Source organism: Bdellovibrio sp. ZAP7 (genome assembly GCF_006874645.1).
Lineage (GTDB): Bacteria > Bdellovibrionota > Bdellovibrionia > Bdellovibrionales > Bdellovibrionaceae > Bdellovibrio.
Genome location: NZ_CP030082.1, coordinates 3874821 through 3890584, shown reverse-complemented (window position 1 = coordinate 3890584; position 15764 = coordinate 3874821). Strand labels below are relative to the sequence as shown.

The window sequence follows — 15764 nt, the reverse complement described above, 5'->3', positions numbered from 1 at the left end:
AAATATTACAAACTGTAAACAAATATAAGGTAGTTTATTTTTCATGACTGGTCGTTTTAAATGGATTGGAATGAATGAGGCACAGACAAAGGTAGTGTTGGAAGCACTAGCTGGATTTACTGTGCCTCTCAAGAATTTCTCTACATTGAGTCCGTCGCTTTCAACGAGGATCGCTACGGTTCTAGATGTTGAGACCACAGGTTTAAATCAGGTCGAAGATAGAATTATAGAGCTTTGTGCTCGTAATATTATTTTCGATATCCATACTGGTGAGGTCATGGCCATTTCGGAAGAGGTGTTTTCTTCTTTAAATGATCCAGGAGTACCTGTTTCTCAGAATATTCAGATCGTAACCGGTCTTTCGGATCAGGTATTGGCGGGAAATAAAATAGATTGGAATGATTTCGATAAGTATATTGAAAACTCCCAAATGATTATTTCACATAACGCAAGTTTTGACAGAGCATTTTTGGAGCGTTCTCATAAAGATTTAGATGTTGTCTGGGGATGCTCCATGCAGAATATTGACTGGATAAAAAAAGGTTACGATTCTGCTAAGCTAAATTTGCTATGCATATATCATGGTTTTTTTAATCAGTCTCATCGGGCTAGGACGGATGTAGACTCTCTAATCCATCTGCTTACCTTTAAGGATCTGGGTGGTCGTACTTATTTTAATGAATTATTAATTAATTCCCATCAACCCAAATCCATGATTTCCATAGAAAATGCCACATTCGAAGAGAGGCACTTATTTAAGAAGTCGGGATTTAGATGGAATCCTAGAGAGAAAATTTGGTTCAAAATAGTGCCGAAGGAATTGGCGAAAGACCTCTTAGCAAGTATTAACTTACCAATAACAGTAAATTTTTCGATCAAGGACATTCCACTCACACATAATTTCAAATCTATTTTGAATTATTCGTCGTAGTTTTTTTAGATGACTGTCGGGAATGGTGTTTATCAATTTTTCTTGAAAGTCGTTTCTACGAGAATTGGGAGTTAAAAGCACCCAATTCAGAACAGATAGGTAGCTCCAAAATAAGAGGTCGCAGAACCCAATTAGGTTCCGCGACCTTAGCCTTGCTCCTCAGTACCCAATTTGATCAACCGAGAATGCGTTGATGAAGGCGTTGTTGACTCGTCCCTGGAAGTCGAGTTTGAGATTCGGAGTTGCGGTGATGACATGCACGTAGCGACGGATCACCGTGTTTTTTCCTCCAAGGGCAATCGCATCGAATTTTGGAAGTACTGGCACCGAGATGGTGGATGAACCATTCGGGAAGCTCATTGAAACATCAAACACCCGCGAACCCTTCGCGCTGAAGGCCGTTGAGTTTTCGGCAAAGAAAAGACCGACGCGGTAGACTCCGTTTACCATTGGCAATTTATAGCTGAAATTCCAGCCATAGCGGGAGTCGGTATAGAGTGCCTGCAGCGACGTGCCTTCTGTGCTCACGTTTCCGTAGTCATACGCCGACCCACCAACGAAGTACTTGTCGGGTGTGAAGTTAGACGTATTGGTTTTATCCAGTTGGCCTGAATTGATCGCGTATGATGGCGCGCCGTCGACTTTCTTTATGGCTAAGCGATCAGGGATTCCGAATTGTTTAAGGATGCGAGCGCGTGACAGAGCCCACGGAATAGTTCGCGAGAAGCCGTGGCCTTGTCCTTCGTAAAGCACAAGCTCGGCATCACGCTTTCTATTCCAAAGAGTGTTGGCGAGGCTCGTCGAGTGAATCGGGTCGACCTGAGTGTCGTGCGTGCCGTGAATGATATAGAAGGCTGCCGAATTCTCATCGACGTGATTCTTTATCGACGCGTCTTTAAAAATCGGCATAGTTTTGTCGTTGCGCGGCTGACCGATCCAATCCACAGCGCAATCGGTTCCAGTGGTTTGTGTCAGGGTGAAATCGGTGCGACCAAACCAATCCACTACGAGTTGAACTCGTCCCGAGTATTTATCAACATTACCTTTTCTGTCCTCTGAGGCTTCAACACCTAAGACGGCAGCGAGGTAGGAACCCGCGGACTCGCCGTGAGTGACGATCTTGTTGGGATCAACCTGAAAGCGCGCCGAATTCTTGCGAATGAATCGCAATGCCTGTTTAACGTCGGTGACGCCCGCCGGGTACTTCGCAACGGGTGTCAATCGGTAGCCGATACTGAAAACTGTGAACCCTTCATCAGCAAGGCCCTTCACAACGCCATTGATACTGGCTTTGCTGCCGCTGTTATAGCAACCACCGTGAAAGAAAAGCAGCGCCGGTCGCAGAGCCGTCCCGGGATTAGAGGGACGATAGACATCCATCTTAAGGCTCGTTCCATTGATATAGTCGTATTCGACATCTGTCTCGGCGACGTAGGCCTGCGCCGCCACTGATGTCACCAACCCGCCCATCAACAAGCTCAGTTTAAGAAAAAGCTTCATACTGACCCCCAAAATAATCTGTGTGGCGATGTCTCACTTCGAATCGCATCTCCATCACTCGACTTGGGTAGACATTGCAAACACCTCGCCACGAATTCGCACCGTAGGTTTGAGCTCAGATGCAGCTTGCAGGGGAGACTGCAGAACATTTGTTCATGTCGTGAGCTCGCGCCCGCAGTAAGCATCGGTTTCGAATTCGAATTATCGAATTTCGTCTTTAATCTAATAGTTCGTTCAACTTCTCACCAGTACTCCATTTTCTCGGTTGGAGTATTCCTGCCGAGAGTCTCTTGTTGAACGACTTTTGCGATAGATGGCCACTCCCGTATATCAGATGAGGAAGAATGTTATCCGCTCGTGGCTCGACGTCATAACTATCTGAAATCTTTGCCATAAATCATCTCTAAAAAACTAGAGTTGATTAAGCTTAGTTATGGTATTATGATCATAATACTATAACTTCCTAGGGTGTTTTATGAGATATGAAAAAGGCCATAAAGAAAAAACGAAGCAGCATATTCTTAACGTCGCTTCTCGAGAATTTCGTAAAGGGGGGATCGAGTCCGTGGGTCTCTCTGGTCTCATGGAAAGTGCGGGTTTAACGAATGGTGCTTTTTACGCTCATTTTAAATCAAAGGAAGATTTAGTTTGTGAAGTTTTAGACGACACCTTCAAAACCCAGATTGAAGCTTTTAAAGAAGCCTTCGATAAGGGTTTTTCCATCGAAGATGTGATCAAAGATTATCTGTCACCCAAAAGACGGGACAACTGTGGAGAAGCTTGCATCGCCTCTGCTTTAACAGCTGAGATCGCTCGCCATCCTAAAGCCACACGGAAAGTTTTTGACAGGCATTTTGAATCGATGGTGCAGCTTTTATCTTCCAAAATAGCTCCTTCGAGCGCTTATGATTCCAAAGAGCGAGCAATTTCATTATATGCCCAGCTCGTTGGAACTCTTCAGCTTTCCCGAGTGATACCAGATGTTGAGACTTCGAATCTTATTCTCAAGTGTGGAATTGAGTCTGCGTTGAAAATTGTAAGTACAAAATAAATAGAATGGACCTTTAGGAGGTTATCATGAGTACAACTAAAGTTGCGATTGTTACTGGAGCTTCATCTGGAATTGGAGAATCAACAGCCAATCGACTGGTGGAAGCTGGTTATAAAGTTTATGGGACTAGCAGAAAACCTTCGCAAGCTTCCAAAAAAATTGAGTTATTAAAACTAGATGTTTGTGATGATCTGTCTGTCGAAAACCTCGTTGCTGATGTTATACAAAGAAGTGGTCGAATTGATCTGCTTGTTAATAACGCGGGAGTAGGGATTCTTGGCGGAGCTGAGGAGTCATCAATCTCCCAAGCGAAAGCAATTTTTGATACGAATTTCTTTGGAAGTGTCAGAATGATCCAGGCTTGTTTGCCTCACATGCGTCAGCAGAAGTCAGGAAGAATTATTAATTTAAGTTCCATCCTGGGCCGTGTTCCGGCGCCTCTTTCCGCACTTTATTCAGCAAGTAAACATGCCATCGAAGGGTATTCAGAATCCTTAGATCATGAATTAAGACGATTTAATATCCGTTCTATTTTAATTGAGCCAGCATTTACAAAAACGAGTTTTGACCAAAACAACCTACCAGTTGACCGGGAAATTCAAGACTATGTAGAAGTACGAAAAAAAGTTATCGATTTTAGCAAAAAAGCGATGGAGTCAGGTGGTGACTCAGCCGAGATTGTTTCTGCTGTTATCCTTAAGGCCGCAACGGATTTGAATCCCCATGTTCGTTACACTGCAGGTTCGGCTGCTTTTCAAATGGCCAGCATGAGACGCTTTTTGCCCGAGAAAGTTTTCGATTCGATCCTAAGAAAAACATTTCAGGTTGAGTAATTTATCTCACAAGGACCATCTATGAAGGCTTACACAGTTAATCAGTATAAAAAAAATGAAAAGTTAGCTCTTTCAGAGGTTCCTTCTCCGACTGTTGGTGAGAAGCAAGTTCTTGTAGAGATTTACAGTAGCGCTATCAATCTCCTCGACTCAAAAATTAGGGACGGCGAGTTTAAGCTCATATTAAAATATAAGCCTTCATTTATTCTGGGGCACGATCTTGCTGGAGTCGTGAGGCAAGTGGGTTCTAAGGTTACAAAGTTTAAGGTCGGTGACGAAGTCTTTTCAAGAGTCAGAGACTATCACCAAGGGACTTTTGCTGAATCTATTGCTGTTCGCGAAGATGATCTTGCCTTGAAGCCAAAGAATATAAGTATGAACGAAGCTGCTTCTGTTCCTCTTGTCGGCTTAACCGCATGGCAAGCTTTGGTAGAGATTGGGCAACTTAGACCAGGTCAGAAAGTATTTATTCAAGCTGGCTCCGGAGGTGTAGGTTCTATTGCTATCCAGCTTGCGAAGCATTTGGGTGCATATGTCGCAACGACAACAAGTTCAAAGAATTTTGAGTTTGTGAAGTCTTTAGGAGCCGATGAAGTCATTGATTATAAGACACAAGAATTCGATAAAATTCTAAGCAACTACGACCTTGTTCTTCACAGTCAAGATTCACAAAATTTAGAAAAATCTGTGCGCATCATTCGCTCTGGCGGCAAATTAGTATCTATTTCTGGTCCCCCAGATTCTCGATTCGCAAAGAAATTAGGTTTTCCATTGACTGCAGTCGTGTGGTTCTTGAGTAGGAAGGTTCGAAAGGCAACAGCATTAAAGAACATTCAGTATTCATTTTTGTTCATGCGTGCAGATGGTCATCAACTTGGAAAATTGGCTGAGTTGATTGAGGGTGGAATTATAAAACCTATAATTGATAGAAAGTTTTCGTTTCGCCAGATTCCCGAAGCTATGTCCTATGTAGAATCCGGACGAGCTGTAGGAAAGGTTGTTATTGATCATAAAGCGGACTAGTGACGGATCGCTTGAGTTATAACTCAAGTTTTCATGCGCGCCACACCAGTCTGGAGTGGCGACGTAGTCACTCAATAGCCGGGGAGTTAGATAAATTTCACCTCTTTCGCTAACATCACAGCGTCTTCACCAGCGGGATTACGCATAGGCGCGGAAGGCTCTGTCACGGCTTTCCAGATTTGTTCTGCGACGTCGTTTGCGTGAGTGATCGGACCTGAGAAGTTTGTAAAGCCTGCCATAACTTGTTGAACCAAATCATTGTAAGCAGCAGGGCCGGTGGCCATGCGCTCCTTCGCATTTGCTGCAAAACTTGTTTGTGGTGCAAGGCCAGGTAATACCAAACGTGCACGCACGTTAAACGGAGCAAGTTCAATCGCAACGGATTCGGTGAAGGCATTGATTGCAGCTTTACTTGCCGTATAGACCGCAAGCAACGGAAGTGATTTCAATGTCACTGTCGAAGTGACATTTACGATCACGCCGCCCTTACGTTCGCGAAATTGGGGAAGAACTGCTTGTGTCATGGCGATAGTGCCGAGGGTGTTGGTTTCGAAAACTTCACGAATAGATTCCATGGATGTTCCTTCCAATGGACTTAGCATACCGATGCCCGCATTATTAACGAGCGCATCAATGGGCCCCGCTTCTGCGATGGCTTTACGAATGCTGTCATCTTTGCTGACATCCAAAGCAAGAATGCGTAGATTTTCCGAGCGTGGAAGAATGCCTTCACGCGGTGTGCGCATTGTGGCGATAACTTTCCAACCGCGCTCGAGGAAATATTTTGATGTTTCAAGGCCGAAACCGGACGAGCAACCCGTGATTAATACTGTTTTCATATGCTATACTCCTTGTAGGATTTAAATGCTGAACACATTTAGATTAAAACACATAATTACGAGACTTTCAAGTTCCGGAACTATTAAGTTTCGAATATGGTGATAATATGAGTAAAAACAATAAGTTAGAAACATCAAAAAAGAAGACTGTCGTCAAGAAAGCCACAAAAAAGGGCGCGACAGTGTTGGGCCGCAAACGCGATCCCAATCTTGACGAGACCATCCTGGAATCGACACTCGATATTCTTGCTGAAAAAGGTTTCGATAGTATGACGATGGACATGGTGGCTGCCCGTGCGAAGTCAGGTAAGGCGACGCTTTATCGTCGTTGGCCCTCAAAGCCAGAGCTTGTCCGTGACGCTTTGATCTTCATGAGCAAAAGTTCCGTCGATATCGACCATTTGCCTGATTCAGGAAATTTGAAAGAGGATTTGCTAGCGGTGTTGAAGCCGTATTCATCGGAACACGGTCACAGAAAAATCCGCATTCTTTCAGGCCTGGGTTCTTTTTTTTCTGAGCATCAAAAAATCGCCGATGAGGCCATGTCAGGAATTTTCTCTCCGTGGACGAACGTGAATCGCACCTTAATGCAAAGGGCGATTGCCCGTGGTGAGCTTTCAAAAAAGGCAAACATCGATCTTGCCTGCGAGATCATAGAAGCCATGACCGCCTATAAAACGAACTTCCAAAGAACGATGTTCACGAAATCCGATTATGGTAAAATATTAGAACAGATTATTTTGCCTGCGCTAAAAGCGTAGGCAATTTCAAATTTATCGAAGTACTGAATAGTTACACAACGGTCCCGAACAGATGACCAATACCAGCGGTAAGTCCCATGGCTGCGGCTCCCCAGAATCCTACTCTCCACGCGCCTTTCCAAATATTCGCTCCTCCTACGCTAGCAGCCACTGAACCTAGGGTTATCAAAAACGCTAGGGAGGCGAGTGAAACTATCAATATTAGATTTTCAGGTGTTGAAATTAAAACCATCAACAAGGGCAAAGCTGCACCCACAGTAAATGCCGCCGCCGATGCTAGAGCTGCTTGAATCGGGCGGGCGCTTAATGTTTCCGTGATTCCGAGTTCGTCTCGAGCGTGTGCACCTAGGGCATCATGAGCCATTAACTGCTCCGCAACCTTTGATGCCAGTTCCTGATCAAGCCCGCGTCCCACGTATATTTGAGCAAGTTCGGCTCGTTCAAATTCGATGTTTGAAGAGAGCTCGGCCTTTTCTCTGCTTAGATCGGCAGTTTCAGTATCGGCCTGAGAGCTTACAGAGACATATTCTCCCGCGGCCATAGACATTGCACCAGCAACTAAGCCTGCAATTCCGGTGATCAGAATACTTTGATGTGAAGAGTTCGCCGCTGCGACGCCAACGATTAGGCTGGCCGTCGATACTATTCCATCATTGGCGCCTAAGACCGCTGCTCGCAGCCAGCTGATATTTTCAGAGCGGTGGGATTCCGCCGTAATTTGGGATGCTTTCATTAAACGCAGATTTATTTTTGTTTGGTGATGGATCCATCAACAGGGTTGAAATAAATCTCAACTTTCTTTCCGTCTTTGTCAGTGCCATAAATTTCATAACAGGTTCCCGGTTGTTTAAATTTCGAAATCTTATAGCCTTCACTCTCCACTTTTTTCTTGAAGTCCGCCTCTGACATCCATTTATCTTTAGGCTCATCAGTACAATTTTTTTTCGCAAATGCTGAGGTAGATAAAAGGGAAAGCACGGCAAGCAAAATGATTTTTTTCACAAAAGACTCCTTTTCTAATTTTCACTTATTAGTTCACTGCTGTATAAATCAATTATTACTAACATACGGAGTTTAAGCAATGAGAGCGAAAATGATTTATGACTTACCCACCCGCATATTTCATTGGACATTTGCGGCCTTATTTCTATTTTCATTTGTTGCCGCGAAAAATGCAGATGATGAATCCGTTGTTTACATGTTCCATATGTTAGCTGGTTTTGTACTTGGCTTTCTTGTCATGTGGAGAATTTTCTGGGGCATTTTTGGATCTGAGCATGCGCGCTTCGCAGACTTCAGAGTGCACCCTAAGGATCTTTTTCGCTATTTCTTAGGGATCGTGACAGGAAAGAAAAGAAAATGGTCAGGTCATAATCCGGCTTCAAGTTGGTCTACGATAATCATGTTGGTTTTGGCATTGGGTTTAGCTGTTTCCGGCTACCTGATGGGATCAGGTTATAAAGAGGAGTTAGAAGACTTGCATGAACTGATGGCCAACACTTTTCTGGTAGTTGTTGTTATGCACATTGCCGGGATTGTAGTTCACTCTTGGCAGCATCGAGATTCTGTTGGCTTGAGTATGTTGGATGGGAAAAAAGACCTTGAAGACAACATTGTATCTATTCCCGATCAAAAAAAGGCGGCAGCGGCCATATTGGTTGTTCTTATTTTAGCATTTGGGACTTATCTGATACTAAATTTTAATGCCGATAGCGGTACGCTTTTATTATTTGGCAGAAGTTTGACTTTGGCAGACTAAATAAGGGGATTTTAGTTAAAAAAAAAGCCACCCAATGGATGGCTTTTTAATTTTAGCTATTTTTATAACCTAGAAAACAGCGTAAACATTCAAATTGTAGCTAAGATTCTCATAAGAAAACGCTCGCGAATCCGCACTTAAAAGCGACCCGCCGCCATTCTCCAAATTGGTATCGCTCATCAACGCTGGGTTGATATAGAAAGCACCATAATAAAGATTTAAACCAACTTCATGCGAACCAACGTTCCCCATATCTGGTTCCCAGTTGCCGCGTTGTGCTTGGCTGGCTTTTTCTGAAACAGTGTAAGCATAGTACGGTTGGATGTGGTCGTTCATCGTATAGATGAAGTAAGGCGCAGCTTTCACTTGATAGTATTCAGCATCAGCACCCACCGCAGTGTTTGGGTTTTTGCTGCTATTGAATTGCACGCGAGGAGATACCAACGCTGCGAATGTGAACTTAGGATTTGCAACCCATTCAAAATAATTATCAAGGCGCAGACGACCCAACTCGTGGTTTTCCTGAGCTACCGCATCTGTCGGAGCGTAATATCTAAGATCGATAAGACCAAAGCTTGAGCCCATCCATTTTGCCGGTCTCAAAGCCGCACGCAAAACTGTCTCGCCCATGGCAGTCAAAGAGTCTTGGTGGAGTTTTGCATCACGAGCACCCAGGTTTACACGGCTGGAAGCGATTTGTACGTGCTGACGAAGTTCTAACTCCCAAGTTTTTGAAGGAGCATAGCGAACACCGGCAAAGTTGTTAGAGATGATCGCACCAGAATCTGAATTGCGGTGATCACCTTCGTAAGTGAAAGTCTCAGAACCCAATGTCAGATGCCATGGAGTTTCGATTTTTGGCGCTGTTGCAGTGATGCTTGATTCCGCAGCTGGAGCTGAAGAATTGCTCGCTGGATTTGAAATCTTAGTTGTTGATGTCGAAGCATCCTGCGCAAAGGCCTGTGCACAAAGCAAAGTCGCGATCGTGATAAGTACTGTCTTCATTCTTCCCCCCGGAAATGTAGATGGGGAGATAATTTCAAGAAGTACTTCACCCGTCAAAGCAATTAAGCGAGTCTTTATAACATTTGTGAAAGTGACGCGGGAACACCAAGCGGGGGCAGAAAAATCATCAGCCTTCGACAACATCGCTTAGTAAGTGTCTTTCGATCATTTAGGGTTCGGTTTGCCTTCGCCAGTTTTGATCAAGCTTTTGAGGCTTTTCTTAACGAAGTATCCCCAGCCATCAAAGCAAGCGTCATAGCATTCTACATCGGGAGTCAGACCCACGTGAGTAAAGCGCAGTTGAGTTTTGTCACCCTTCTTGCTGATCTCGAAAATAACTTCAGTGCCGGTCCATTCGTCCTTTTGTTTTAAAAAACTTAAGTTGCTGTCTAAAACTTTCCAGACGATTTTTTTATTTGGTATAAATTCTGTCACCCTTTGAGTGCTCGTGTGAATGTCCTTGAACTTATAGTTAAACTTGCCACCCAATTTGTTCGAAGTGCCTTTCAAATCTTCTGACCACCAGCCGCGAACGTTGGCGACTGCGTCGAATACTTTTTTGGGAGACTCATCAAAGGTCATTGTTATCGTAAGATTTTTCTTGGTGCTCATAAAACCTCCGTCATTTTTTTAGTAACAGTCTCCCACCCTCGGCGGTGGGCTTTTTGTTCTTCAAAGCTGTTAAGGCCGTTGTGAATGATTTCAAGATAAGAACTGCCATCCTCTTTGCCATTGATAGCGAGTACAACGTGACTGTCTTCTAGGGGGCCACTGCTGCCGACAAGCCAAGACAGTTTTATTTTTTTCCCGGGAACGATTTCCAAAAACTCACCTTTGATTTCACCAGTTGCTGTTGGAAGTTGGAATTTGCCACCGACTTTGAAATCGACAGAACCACGTGATACATCACCCATCAAGCCAAAGAAACTTTCTGGATTTTTACAAGCTTCGAAAATTCTTTGCTCCGATACCGGATAACTGCGAAGCATGCGCAGCTGACCATTCTCAACTTGACCGATAAAGTCAGCAAGTCCACCGAACCAGCCAGTTTGATGAGCGTCTTTCGTCGCTTGATCTTTAAATCCTGTATGGCTTAACGTCAGGCGGGTGTGAGGGCCTTCTGCAAAAAGTTCAATGACAACTTGTGTGTCGGGCTTTTGATCGGGACCGAAAGTTTGGCACCAGCTAAAGACGATTTTCTTGTTGGGAATGATTTCCAGAAACTCGCCAAAATTTACCAGAGTCTTATTTCTGAAATCGATTTGGTATTTTCCACCCGCGCGAAAATCAATTTGCATCGATCCAGAATCAGCTCCGCAGTTCATGAAAAGGAGTCCGCCCTTTAGAGCATTAAAAACATCGCTGGCAGATCGGCGAATTAGTTTTTCGGCCTTCACTTCATAAGTCATTTTACTTACTCCTTTTCGAGGATTTATTTTTTGATTCTAAATTTGCTGCGAATGCATCCAATTGATTGTTCCAGAACTGTGTATAGAATTGGATGCACTCTTCCGCGATCTTTAAGGCCTCTGGATTAATAGTGCATTCATGAATGCGACCTGATTTTTTGCGGTTTAATAGCTTTGCGCTTTCAAGAATTTTGATGTGTTTCGAAATCGCCTGAAGAGACATTTTGAAAGGATCGCTGAGCTCACCGATTGTGTGAGTGCCCTCGTTCAACATTTTCAAGATCTGTCGACGAGTAGGGTCTGAAAGCGCGTAAAATAAATTATCTAAGTCGGAAGAAAGAATGTTAACCATATGGTTGAATATTAAAGGAGGTCTTTAAAATAGTCAACCATATGGTTTAATGTTGCATAAGTATCTGTTTTAACTTGTGTATTCAGGTCTCAGTTTAGCCTTGTTCAAAAGCTTTCTGCAAAACTTTAAGATCCAGCTTCTTCATTTTCCACATGGCGTGCATGACGGCTTCTTTTTTCTTTTTGTTCTTACTTGTATTCCATTTATCAAAATCAGCCGGAGTCACTTGCCAGCGAACACCGTACTTATCAACAACCCATCCGCATTCAACTTCTCTGCCACCACCAGAGGAAAGTTTTTTCCAGTAGGTGTCGATCTCGCGCTGAGTTTTGCAAGGTATGACAAAAGATATAGATTCGTTGAAAGGCATCTTAGTATATCCGTTTAACAACATAATTTTTTGCCCAAGGATAGTCAGATGCATCGTCAGCACAGAACCTTCTTTGACTCCCATGGGATTGCTGCCCCAGTAGGCGGTCTTTCCAATTTTTGTTCCCTTGAAAACTGACTTATAGAATTTTGCCATTTCGGTAGCTTTGTCATCGGACCAGATGCAGGCGTATACTTTTAGCATGATGATTTTCTCCTGTTTTGTAAGTGTACGTTGCGGGACAATCATGTGCTAGTATCTGACTATATTTGCTGGCATCCAGCAGCTGGAATTGGAGTAACGATGAAAAATTGTATCTTAGTCTTGTCGGTATTGATCCTTGCGTCTTGTGCTCACAGCGAGAAAGTGCGCGAAAACATTGATGAGGGGGAGGCGAAAATTTTGGAAAACGGAACCTTAAAGGTCAATGGCACCGAGATTTACTATGAGACGTATGGAACAGGGGAGCCTCTGGTTCTTCTTCATGGTGGCGGGTCCGATATTCATGTGAGCTTTGGCAGAGGCATATCCACTTTAGCAAAGCACTACCGAGTGATTGCTTTTGATGAACAAGGACACGGTAAATCGCCAGCTTCATCGCGAGCTTTTGGATTTGAAAATACGGCACGTGATATTGCCGAGGCTTTAAAACAATTAAATGTGCAAAAGGCCAAGTTCATCGGCTTCAGTAATGGCGCGACGACCGGAATGTACATTGCCATTCTTTATCCCGATCTTATGAGTAAAATGGTGTTGGGTTCAGGGCTTTACAGTCGAAAAGGCGCTCCTCCACAATTCTGGGACATGATGGATAAGGCGACTCTGGCGTCGATGCCAAAAGAATTGCAAGACGCTTATGTGAAAACATCTCCACGCCCCCAAGATTTAATTAAGATGTTTGAGTATGATTCCACTCGGATGCAGAAATTCAAGGACATCCCCGAGAAATCGATTCGCTCTGTTAAAATTCCGGTATTGATCATGCAAACGGATCAAGATGTTGCGACCTTGGAGCATGGAGTTCATGTAACAAGATTGCTTCCACAGGGGCGCTTTGCAGTTTTGCCGGGGCCGCATGACAATTTCATTGGTAGCGTATCGCAAGACTCGCCAGCAATGGCTCAGGCAAGTCTTAATATCATGCTAGAATTCTTGAAATAGAATACTTCAAAATTTAAGAAGCTTTTTCCAGCAGAAATAGCTTTATAATTATTGAAAATACAATATTTCCGGCCAGGTATCCGAGAATAAGGTAGGAGATGCATTGAAGTGGAAAGCTTTTGAATTGATTAATATAGGTTAGGATTTTGGAAAAAATCCAATTCCAAAACCTTACTTTCAAACTTGGCTTTAATATTCGGTAAAGCATTAGAACGAAAATTAAGATCGCCACCAGGATCGCCCAAATCGGCAGTGCGGATCGGGTTTGAATCCAAATTAATAGGCTGCTTGGCTGTATATTGGTAAATTTCGAATGGTATGAAATTGTAAATATGACGGGGGCGGTAAAGAACAAAGCCTGTAGACGATTTCTATTTTGGGGCGACATAATACCTCGTGTATGAATATCCTACGAGAGTACCCAATACTGAATAAACTGATTTTTGTTAAATTAGACCTAGGACTGACGGAAAGAGCTGAGTTTTCTTGAGGAGAATCGATGTCGAGATCAGTAGACTCAAAACATGTGAATGAAATCGAAGTTGTGAAACTATTCTATGTGGCTTTGAATGGAAATGATATTCCCGCAGCTCTTAGTTTACTAGATCCACAAATTGTTCGAGTCGAGTTCGAAGGAACTCCCATGGGTGGGACCTATCGCGGCTTGGATGAGATGAAGGATCATTTTACCAAAGGTCGCTCGACGTGGGCTGAAGGCATTTGTAATCCTGAGAAAATTACTTCTGTCGGGAATGCATTCGTCGTGGATGTCCATGTCAGAGTCAGACTAAAAGACAAAACCGATTGGATCGACGGTCGTGTGGCTGATGCCTTTGCATTCCGCGATGGCAAAATCTCTGAATTTCGCTCCTTTGAAAAGTATGAAGATGCAACGAAGTGGGCAAGTCATGCTTGATGCAAGTCCCTCTTTTCGAGTGCAAAGTCTGGAAATGCTTCGCGCAGCTATGGCCGCTCGTGAATCTGAAGTTGTGGGGGCGATCAGAGCGATCATGACGGCCGTTGATAATGCCAGTGCTGTACCAAAGGAAGAGATCGCAAAGCTTGATCCAGCTCAAACGGAAATCCCGCGCAGACCCGTCACCAAAGAAAAGATCGCAGACATAATTAAAACTGAGATGGACGTGCGTCGTCAGGCGAAAGCAGAATACGAACAACTTGGTCACGCAGAGGCCGCCGAGAAGTATCGCCTCAGTCTGATAACTCTTGAGGAGTTGTTGAAGTTTGTCATTTAGTTGGGATATTCTTAACCTATGACAGATATTTTGTATGTGGTTCTTCTTATTATCGGGGCCCTGCTAATATACTTCCGCCCCTTAGCAAAAACTTTCGGCATTCCCATTTATTGGGAGATCGGTGCAGGGTCGCTTGCAGTTGTCGCTTTTGCTATTCACATGATGGTGACTTATGTCATTCAAGCCGAAATTGAGGAGAGTCTTGCGAAACAACCGTGTGGTTCTTCAAGTCCACAAGGCCAATGTTATAACTTAGATCGCTCTGTCTGCGAAGCGGCGTGGAATAGTGTCGATCAAGGTTGTAAAGATGAAGCGGCTCCGGTTTTAAAGGAGCGCCCCGGTGCTTTAATTGGTCCCATCATCAATCGCTGTAAGGCACGGCGAATGGATAAAGTTTTGCGCTTTAACCGCATCAAGGCCGACACAGCGTTGTGCCGTGCTTACTTCGATTATATCGATAGTCCTCACTGAATCGAACGCTGAACTTTTTTGCTAGTTCAGCGCCACGAGCCAAGCCTTGTCGGAAAAGATTCAGGCCCGAGAAGCCTGCGAGTATTAGAATAATTAAATTTTCGCCGCTTAACTCCACCTAAACCTCCTCTCTAAAATCTTTGCATTATCTTAAACCACCGGCGGCTTGAATGCGTTCTCCCGTTAACCAACCCGAGTCGTCAGATGCCAGGAATAAAGCGATTTTCGCGATGTCTTGGGGTTGACCGATACGTCCTAGTGGAGTTTGTGCGACGATATTTTTTTCCATATCGCTGCCAATCATCCCCAGGGTTCTGGAGCCTTCGGTTTCAACTCCGCCCGGAGCAATATTGTTTACACGGATTTTTCTTCCTGCCAATTCGCGGGCAAGTCCGATTGTCATAGTGTCGACGGCACCTTTGGTTGCAGCATAAATAGCTGTTCCTGGCATAGGGCTGGTGCTGACGACAGAGCTAACGTTTATAATGCTGCCACCGTCTTTGGTGAAATACTTAACCGCTTCTTTGGTGGATAATAGGATTCCCAAAACATTGGTGTTGAATTGTCGGTGGAATTCTTCCTCCGTAACTTCTTCGATGGAAGTGAATTTGTAAATGCCGGCATTATTGACCAGAACATCCAACTTGCCGAAGGCCTTCTTGGTTTCTTCGAAAATCCTTTTCACATCACCTGCGTTGGCAACACTACCTTGAACGGCGATAGCTTTGCCATCATTGGCGATGATTTCTTTAACTACTTTGTCGGCGTCTTCTTTGCTTGAAGAATAATTCACGACGACAGATGCACCATTTGCTGCGTACTCTTTGGCAATCGCTGCGCCAATGCCTTTAGATGCACCAGTAATGACTGCGACCTTACCATTTAACTTTTTCACTTCGGTCTCCATTGAATGCCGGTCTCCCGGGGTTTTATTGTTCGACACTTAGATAAATATCGAAATGAAATTTTCGTTGTCAATGTGACGCTTAGATAATTATCTAACTATCAAAATAAGCCAATAACAACGCATAGATGGACACATGGTT

The 15764-nt window shown here is 43.9% G+C and carries 20 protein-coding genes; 10 read left to right on the top strand and 10 right to left on the bottom strand.

All coding sequences use genetic code 11. The features are described 5' to 3' along the window. Positions 1–43 precede the first annotated feature (43 nt). On the top strand, positions 44–931 hold the full coding sequence (locus DOM22_RS18685; RefSeq protein ID WP_142701829.1) for a 3'-5' exonuclease: 888 nt from the start codon (positions 44–46) through the stop codon (positions 929–931). A 159-nt stretch (positions 932–1090) separates the two neighbouring features. Here the strand turns inward: DOM22_RS18685 and DOM22_RS18680 are convergent, their stop codons facing one another. Continuing rightward, on the bottom strand, positions 1091–2431 hold the full coding sequence (locus tag DOM22_RS18680) for an alpha/beta hydrolase fold domain-containing protein (RefSeq protein ID WP_142701828.1): 1341 nt from the start codon (positions 2429–2431) through the stop codon (positions 1091–1093). A 475-nt stretch (positions 2432–2906) separates the two neighbouring features. Here DOM22_RS18680 and DOM22_RS18675 point away from each other — a divergent pair, with 475 nt between their 5' ends. The 3 genes from DOM22_RS18675 to DOM22_RS18665 are packed head-to-tail and all read left to right on the top strand — an operon-like array spanning position 2907 to position 5338. Continuing rightward, entirely contained in the window at positions 2907–3482 is a 576-nt protein-coding gene (locus DOM22_RS18675) for a TetR/AcrR family transcriptional regulator (RefSeq protein WP_142701827.1), read from the top strand. 26 nt (positions 3483–3508) lie between these two features. Continuing rightward, complete coding sequence (locus DOM22_RS18670) at positions 3509–4315, top strand: oxidoreductase (RefSeq protein ID WP_142701826.1); 807 nt, start codon at positions 3509–3511, stop codon at positions 4313–4315. A gap of 21 nt (positions 4316–4336) precedes the next feature. After that, positions 4337–5338, top strand: coding sequence for an NADP-dependent oxidoreductase (locus DOM22_RS18665; RefSeq protein WP_142701825.1), 1002 nt, complete (start codon positions 4337–4339; stop codon positions 5336–5338). 86 nt (positions 5339–5424) lie between these two features. Here the strand turns inward: DOM22_RS18665 and DOM22_RS18660 are convergent, their stop codons facing one another. Beyond that, a complete protein-coding gene (locus DOM22_RS18660) occupies positions 5425–6177 on the bottom strand; it encodes an SDR family oxidoreductase (RefSeq protein ID WP_142701824.1) in 753 nt (250 codons plus the stop codon). A 107-nt stretch (positions 6178–6284) separates the two neighbouring features. On the opposite strand from DOM22_RS18660, the gene DOM22_RS18655 reads away from it, so the two are divergent. Next, on the top strand, positions 6285–6938 hold the full coding sequence (locus DOM22_RS18655) for a TetR/AcrR family transcriptional regulator (protein ID WP_142701823.1): 654 nt from the start codon (positions 6285–6287) through the stop codon (positions 6936–6938). Positions 6939–6969: 31 nt separating this feature from the next. On the opposite strand, the gene DOM22_RS18650 is transcribed toward DOM22_RS18655, so the two are convergent. Continuing rightward, entirely contained in the window at positions 6970–7671 is a 702-nt protein-coding gene (locus tag DOM22_RS18650) for a VIT family protein (RefSeq protein ID WP_142701822.1), read from the bottom strand. An 11-nt stretch (positions 7672–7682) separates the two neighbouring features. After that, positions 7683–7940, bottom strand: coding sequence for a PepSY domain-containing protein (locus DOM22_RS18645; RefSeq protein WP_142701821.1), 258 nt, complete (start codon positions 7938–7940; stop codon positions 7683–7685). Positions 7941–8019: 79 nt separating this feature from the next. Between DOM22_RS18645 and DOM22_RS18640 the strand changes: the two genes are divergently transcribed. Beyond that, positions 8020–8697, top strand: a complete 678-nt coding sequence (locus DOM22_RS18640) for a cytochrome b/b6 domain-containing protein (protein WP_142701820.1) — start codon at positions 8020–8022, stop codon at positions 8695–8697. 69 nt (positions 8698–8766) lie between these two features. Here DOM22_RS18640 and DOM22_RS18635 read toward each other — a convergent pair whose 3' ends face one another. From DOM22_RS18635 to DOM22_RS18615, 5 genes are all read right to left on the bottom strand, one after another. Further along, entirely contained in the window at positions 8767–9702 is a 936-nt protein-coding gene (locus DOM22_RS18635; protein ID WP_142701819.1) for a hypothetical protein, read from the bottom strand. Between the two features lie 165 nt (positions 9703–9867). Beyond that, positions 9868–10314 (bottom strand): SRPBCC domain-containing protein, encoded by a 447-nt coding sequence (locus DOM22_RS18630; RefSeq protein ID WP_142701818.1) that lies wholly within the window; start codon positions 10312–10314, stop codon positions 9868–9870. Next, complete coding sequence (locus DOM22_RS18625; protein ID WP_142701817.1) at positions 10311–11111, bottom strand: SRPBCC domain-containing protein; 801 nt, start codon at positions 11109–11111, stop codon at positions 10311–10313. Before DOM22_RS18625 ends, DOM22_RS18630 begins: the two co-directional genes overlap by 4 nt. 1 nt (position 11112) lies before the next feature. Then, complete coding sequence (locus DOM22_RS18620; RefSeq protein ID WP_142701816.1) at positions 11113–11463, bottom strand: helix-turn-helix transcriptional regulator; 351 nt, start codon at positions 11461–11463, stop codon at positions 11113–11115. 94 nt (positions 11464–11557) lie between these two features. Then, complete coding sequence (locus DOM22_RS18615) at positions 11558–12037, bottom strand: VOC family protein (protein ID WP_168196698.1); 480 nt, start codon at positions 12035–12037, stop codon at positions 11558–11560. A gap of 99 nt (positions 12038–12136) precedes the next feature. On the opposite strand from DOM22_RS18615, the gene DOM22_RS18610 reads away from it, so the two are divergent. The 4 genes from DOM22_RS18610 (at position 12137) to DOM22_RS18595 (ending at position 14718) form a co-directional block, all read left to right on the top strand. After that, positions 12137–12994: an alpha/beta fold hydrolase gene (locus DOM22_RS18610; protein ID WP_142701814.1), complete on the top strand. Its 858-nt coding sequence runs from the start codon at positions 12137–12139 to the stop codon at positions 12992–12994. Positions 12995–13493: 499 nt separating this feature from the next. Continuing rightward, on the top strand, positions 13494–13910 hold the full coding sequence (locus DOM22_RS18605; RefSeq protein ID WP_142701813.1) for a nuclear transport factor 2 family protein: 417 nt from the start codon (positions 13494–13496) through the stop codon (positions 13908–13910). Next, positions 13903–14247, top strand: coding sequence for a hypothetical protein (locus tag DOM22_RS18600; protein WP_168196697.1), 345 nt, complete (start codon positions 13903–13905; stop codon positions 14245–14247). The genes DOM22_RS18605 and DOM22_RS18600 overlap by 8 nt, the downstream gene beginning before the upstream one ends. Positions 14248–14265: 18 nt before the next feature. Further along, positions 14266–14718 carry a hypothetical protein gene (locus DOM22_RS18595; RefSeq protein WP_142701811.1) on the top strand — a complete coding sequence of 151 codons (453 nt, stop codon included), beginning with the start codon at positions 14266–14268 and terminating at the stop codon, positions 14716–14718. Positions 14719–14863: 145 nt separating this feature from the next. Here the strand turns inward: DOM22_RS18595 and DOM22_RS18590 are convergent, their stop codons facing one another. Further along, positions 14864–15613, bottom strand: coding sequence for an SDR family NAD(P)-dependent oxidoreductase (locus tag DOM22_RS18590; protein WP_142701810.1), 750 nt, complete (start codon positions 15611–15613; stop codon positions 14864–14866). Positions 15614–15764: the final 151 nt, after the last annotated feature.

What these genes read in the sequence shown, in the direction of transcription:
- DOM22_RS18600 (WP_168196697.1), top strand. Translation starts at nt 13,903, where the DNA reads ATGCTTGATGCAAGTCCCTCTTTTCGAGTGCAAAGTCTGGAAATGCTT.
- DOM22_RS18685 (WP_142701829.1), top strand. Translation starts at nt 44, where the DNA reads ATGACTGGTCGTTTTAAATGGATTGGAATGAATGAGGCACAGACAAAG.
- DOM22_RS18670 (WP_142701826.1), top strand. Translation starts at nt 3,509, where the DNA reads ATGAGTACAACTAAAGTTGCGATTGTTACTGGAGCTTCATCTGGAATT.
- DOM22_RS18650 (WP_142701822.1), bottom strand. Translation starts at nt 7,671, where the DNA reads ATGAAAGCATCCCAAATTACGGCGGAATCCCACCGCTCTGAAAATATC.
- DOM22_RS18615 (WP_168196698.1), bottom strand. Translation starts at nt 12,037, where the DNA reads ATGCTAAAAGTATACGCCTGCATCTGGTCCGATGACAAAGCTACCGAA.
- DOM22_RS18660 (WP_142701824.1), bottom strand. Translation starts at nt 6,177, where the DNA reads ATGAAAACAGTATTAATCACGGGTTGCTCGTCCGGTTTCGGCCTTGAA.
- DOM22_RS18655 (WP_142701823.1), top strand. Translation starts at nt 6,285, where the DNA reads ATGAGTAAAAACAATAAGTTAGAAACATCAAAAAAGAAGACTGTCGTC.
- DOM22_RS18635 (WP_142701819.1), bottom strand. Translation starts at nt 9,702, where the DNA reads ATGAAGACAGTACTTATCACGATCGCGACTTTGCTTTGTGCACAGGCC.
- DOM22_RS18675 (WP_142701827.1), top strand. Translation starts at nt 2,907, where the DNA reads ATGAGATATGAAAAAGGCCATAAAGAAAAAACGAAGCAGCATATTCTT.
- DOM22_RS18595 (WP_142701811.1), top strand. Translation starts at nt 14,266, where the DNA reads ATGACAGATATTTTGTATGTGGTTCTTCTTATTATCGGGGCCCTGCTA.
- DOM22_RS18640 (WP_142701820.1), top strand. Translation starts at nt 8,020, where the DNA reads ATGAGAGCGAAAATGATTTATGACTTACCCACCCGCATATTTCATTGG.
- DOM22_RS18620 (WP_142701816.1), bottom strand. Translation starts at nt 11,463, where the DNA reads ATGGTTAACATTCTTTCTTCCGACTTAGATAATTTATTTTACGCGCTT.
- DOM22_RS18665 (WP_142701825.1), top strand. Translation starts at nt 4,337, where the DNA reads ATGAAGGCTTACACAGTTAATCAGTATAAAAAAAATGAAAAGTTAGCT.
- DOM22_RS18630 (WP_142701818.1), bottom strand. Translation starts at nt 10,314, where the DNA reads ATGAGCACCAAGAAAAATCTTACGATAACAATGACCTTTGATGAGTCT.
- DOM22_RS18625 (WP_142701817.1), bottom strand. Translation starts at nt 11,111, where the DNA reads ATGACTTATGAAGTGAAGGCCGAAAAACTAATTCGCCGATCTGCCAGC.
- DOM22_RS18610 (WP_142701814.1), top strand. Translation starts at nt 12,137, where the DNA reads ATGAAAAATTGTATCTTAGTCTTGTCGGTATTGATCCTTGCGTCTTGT.
- DOM22_RS18680 (WP_142701828.1), bottom strand. Translation starts at nt 2,431, where the DNA reads ATGAAGCTTTTTCTTAAACTGAGCTTGTTGATGGGCGGGTTGGTGACA.
- DOM22_RS18605 (WP_142701813.1), top strand. Translation starts at nt 13,494, where the DNA reads ATGTCGAGATCAGTAGACTCAAAACATGTGAATGAAATCGAAGTTGTG.